This is a genomic window from Kitasatospora sp. MY 5-36 (assembly GCF_001182915.1).
GTDB lineage: Bacteria > Actinomycetota > Actinomycetes > Streptomycetales > Streptomycetaceae > Kitasatospora.
Window position 1 is genome coordinate 1 of sequence record NZ_LFVW01000860.1, and the last position, 3,776, is coordinate 3,776.

The following is a 3,776-nucleotide window of genomic DNA, read 5'->3' on the forward strand; positions in this document are numbered from 1 at the left end:
GCGGGGGATCGGCGCTGGGCGGGGCGACGGGCGGGGGGTGGGGGTCAGGTGGTGGTGATGTCGGCGAGGGTGCGGAAGACGAGGGCGGTGGAGGTGGCGCCCGGGTCCTGGTGGCCGATGCTGCGTTCGCCGAGGTAGGAGGCGCGGCCCTTGCGGGCCTGGAGGGGGATGGTGTCGCGGGCGCCCTGTTCGGCGGCTTCGGCGGCCGCTGCGGCCGCTGTGGGGAGGTCGGCGCCGGTGGCGGCTGTGGCGCGGAAGGCGGCGACGGCTGGGGTCCAGGCGTCCACGATGGTCTTGTCGCCGGGGGCGGCTTTGCCGAGGAGGCGGATGGCGTCCAGGCCGGCGGACAGGGCCTCGGCGACGGCGGCCGGGCCGGCCGGGTCGGGCAGGGCGGCGCCGATGGCGCGGAAGGCCTTGCCGTAGAGCGGGCCGGAGGCGCCGCCGACCTTGGAGATGAGGGTGGTGCCGGTCTTGGTGAGGACGGCGCCGGGGCCGGCGGGCTGGAGGCCGTCCAGGGCGGTCAGGGCGGCGGCGAAGCCGCGCTGGAGGTTGCTGCCGTGGTCGCCGTCGCCGATCGCGGAGTCCAGGTCGGTGAGCCGGGCCCGCTCCTTCTCGACCGCTGCGGCGATCGCGCGGACCCAGGCCTCGGCCAGCGGGGTGTCGAAGTCCATCGTGCGTCCTCCTCAGGCCCGCTTGAGGGCGGGGGTGTCGACCGGGGCGTCCCAGAGTTCCAGCAGCTCGGCGTCGGCCTTGGTGAGGGTGAGCGAGAAGCCCGCCATGTCCAGGCTGGTGACGTAGTTGCCGACCAGGCTGCGGGCCACCGTGATGCCGCGCTCGGCGAGCCGGGCGGCGACCTCGCCGTAGACCACGTACAGCTCCAGCAGCGGGGTCGCGCCGAGGCCGTTGAGCAGGGCGATCACCTCGTCGCCCGGGGTCAGGTGGTGGTCGGTCAGGATGGTGTCGACCACCTCGGCGGCCAGCTCGCGGGCCGGGCGGAGCTTCTCGCGTCGGCGGCCGGGCTCGCCGTGGATGCCGACGCCGACCTCGATCTCGTCCTCGGGCAGGTCGAAGCCGGGCTTGCCGGCGGCCGGGACGGTGGCCGCGGTGAGCGCGACGGCGAAGGAGCGGGAGGCGGCGTTGACCCGCTCGCCCAGGGCGGCCACCTCGTCCAGCGGGGCGCCGCGCTCGGCCAGCGCGCCGGCGGTCTTCTCGACCAGGACGGTCGCGCCGGTGCCCCGGCGGCCGGCCGTCCAGGTGGAGTCCTCGACCGCGACGTCGTCGTTGACCAGGACGGTGCGGACCTCCAGGCCCTCCTCGGCGGCGAGTTCGGCGGCGAGCTCGAAGTTCATCACGTCGCCGGTGTAGTTCTTCACGACGAAGACCACGCCGGCGCCGGTCTCCACGGCCTTGGCGGCGGCCAGCATCTGGTCCGGGACGGGCGAGGTGAAGACCTCGCCGGGGCAGGCGGCGTCGAGCATGCCGGGGCCGACGAAGCCGCCGTGCAGCGGTTCGTGGCCGGAGCCGCCGCCGGAGATCAGCGCGACCTTCGGGCCGGCCGGGCGGGCGGCCCGGGTGATCACCCGGTTGGGGACGTCCACCGTCAGCTCCGGATGGGCGGCGGCGATCCCGGCCAGCGCGTCCTCCAGGACGCTCTCTGGGGTGTTGATCAGCTTCTTCAACGCTCTTCGCTCCCTTGGTGACCTGGGTGACCTGGGTGAGGACGCCACGGCCGGCGACGCCGTAGCCCCGACGCTACGCCAGACGGGGGTGGTGGGCACGGGGTGCGACACGCGGGATTCCGATCACTCTCCCGGAGTACCGGGTTCCGGCCGTAGGGTCGGCCGCATGAGTGAGAACGTGGGCATTGTTCTGGTCTCGCACAGCGCCCGGCTCGCGGAGGGGCTGCGCGAGCTGCTCGGCGAACTCGCCTCGGACGGCGTGCGGGTGGTCGTCGCGGGCGGCACCGAGGACGGCGGGCTCGGCACCAGCTACGACCTGATCGCCGGGGCGATCGCGCGGGCCGACGCCGGGGCGGGCGTGGTCGTGCTGCCGGACCTCGGCAGCTCGGTGCTCACCGCCGTCACGGTGCTGGAGGACGAGCCGCGCCCGGGCGTGCAGCTGGTGGACGCGCCGTTCGTGGAGGGCGCGGTGGCCGCCGCCGTCACCGCCTCGACCGGGGCGGGCCTGGCCGAGGTGGTCGCGGCGGCCGAGGACGCGCGCGGGTTCCGGAAGCTCTGACGGCCCGGTGTCCGGGCGTCGTCCAGTGCCTGCGGCTCACTTGGCGTCCGCGTAGCAGTCCACCACCGCCGTGCTGAGCGGGAAGCGCACCGGGGTGTCGCCGAACACCAGCCGGCGGGCCTCGTCGGCCGCCTCGGCGACGGCGGCGGCCACCTCGTCGGCGAGGTTGGCCGGGGTGTGCACGATCACCTCGTCGTGCTGGAAGAACACCAGGTGCGGGCGGTCCTCCGGGCCCGCGGCGGGCAGTTCGTTCAGTCGGCGGCGCAGGGCCGCGAGCAGGGCCAGCGCCCAGTCGGCGGCGCTGGCCTGGATGACGAAGTTGCGGGTGAAGCGGCCGCGGGCGCGGGCGGTGCGGCCGCCGGCCTCGCCCGCGCCCTCGCCCTCGGTGAGGTCGAGGAAGTCGGCGGAGGCCGGCGGGCAGACCCGGCCGAGCCGGGAGGCGACCACGCCGCCGTCCTCGCCGGTGCGGGCGGCGGCCTCGACGTAGCCCATCGCGGCCGGGTAGCGGCGGTGCAGGGTGTTCAGCAGCGGGCCGATGTCGCCGCTGGTCTGCCCGTACATGGCGCCGAGCAGGCCGAGCTTGGCCTTGTCCCGGTCGCCCTGGAAGGCCTGGGCGGCGAGCGCCTCGTACAGGTCGCCGCCGGCGGCGGTGCGGGCCAGCCCGGCGTCCTGGGAGAGCGCGGCGAGCACCCGGGGCTCCAGCTGGGCGGCGTCGGCGACGACCAGCAGCCAGCCCGGGTCGGCGACCACGGCGCGGCGCAGGATGCGCGGGATCTGCAGGGCGCCGCCGCCGCGGCTGGCCCAGCGGCCGGAGACCACGCCGCCGACCACGTACTCGGGCCGGAACCGGCCGCCGCGGGCCCAGGCGTCCTGCCAGGCCCAGCCGTGCGCGACGTGGATCCGGGACAGCTCCTTGTAGCGGACCAGCAGCTGCGCGGCCGGGTGGTCGACGCCCTTGAGCTCCCAGGAGCGGGTGGAGCCGAGCTGGATGCCCGCCTCGGCGAAGGCGCGCAGCACCTGGGTGTGCGAGTCGGGGTTGAACGGCTTGGCGCCGAGGGCCTGCTGGAGGTCGACGGCGAGCTCGGCGAGGACCCTGGGCTGGGTGCCGGGGACGGTCGGCCGGGGGCCGAGCAGTTCGGTCAGCAGCCGGTCGTGGACGTCGGCCCGCCAGGGCAGCCCGTCGTGGGCCGTCTCGGCGGCCACCAGGGCGCCGGCCGACTCGGCGGCGACCAGCAGCCGGAAGCGCTGCCGGGCGGCCGGGTCGGCGATGGCGGCGATCCGGCGCTGCTGTTCGGCGTGGACGGCGACCACGGCCTCCAACGGGTCGGCGCCGGGCGGCAGTTGCAGCCGGTCGGGGGCGAACAGGGTGTCCTGGCCGTCGTCGGCGTCGGCCAGGCCGGGCTCGGGCAGGTCCGCCGGGACGGGCAGGTTCCGCAGCCGGGCCCAGGCGGCGCCGAGCGAGCGCGGCGCCCCGAACCGGCCCTCGTGCGCCAGCAGCAGCGCCTCGACCAGCCGCAGGTCGTGGCAGCGGGCGAGCC

4 protein-coding genes are annotated in these 3,776 nt (G+C 76.4%); 1 reads left to right on the forward strand and 3 read right to left on the reverse strand.

Features of this window, described 5'->3' with window-relative positions; genetic code table 11:
- Positions 1-44: 44 nt before the first annotated feature.
- Positions 45-671 carry a dihydroxyacetone kinase subunit DhaL gene (gene dhaL, locus AE652_RS37325; RefSeq protein ID WP_049659692.1) on the reverse strand — a complete coding sequence of 209 codons (627 nt, stop codon included), beginning with the start codon at positions 669-671 and terminating at the stop codon, positions 45-47.
- A gap of 12 nt (positions 672-683) precedes the next feature.
- Complete coding sequence (gene dhaK / locus AE652_RS37330) at positions 684-1,679, reverse strand: dihydroxyacetone kinase subunit DhaK (protein ID WP_049659693.1); 996 nt, start codon at positions 1,677-1,679, stop codon at positions 684-686.
- 166 nt (positions 1,680-1,845) lie between these two features.
- On the opposite strand from dhaK, the gene dhaM reads away from it, so the two are divergent.
- Positions 1,846-2,238, forward strand: a complete 393-nt coding sequence (gene dhaM, locus AE652_RS37335) for a dihydroxyacetone kinase phosphoryl donor subunit DhaM (RefSeq protein WP_049659695.1) — start codon at positions 1,846-1,848, stop codon at positions 2,236-2,238.
- Positions 2,239-2,274: 36 nt separating this feature from the next.
- On the opposite strand, the gene AE652_RS37340 is transcribed toward dhaM, so the two are convergent.
- The coding region (locus tag AE652_RS37340) for a bifunctional 3'-5' exonuclease/DNA polymerase (protein ID WP_049659696.1) at positions 2,275-3,776 on the reverse strand (1,502 nt) is incomplete at its 5' end.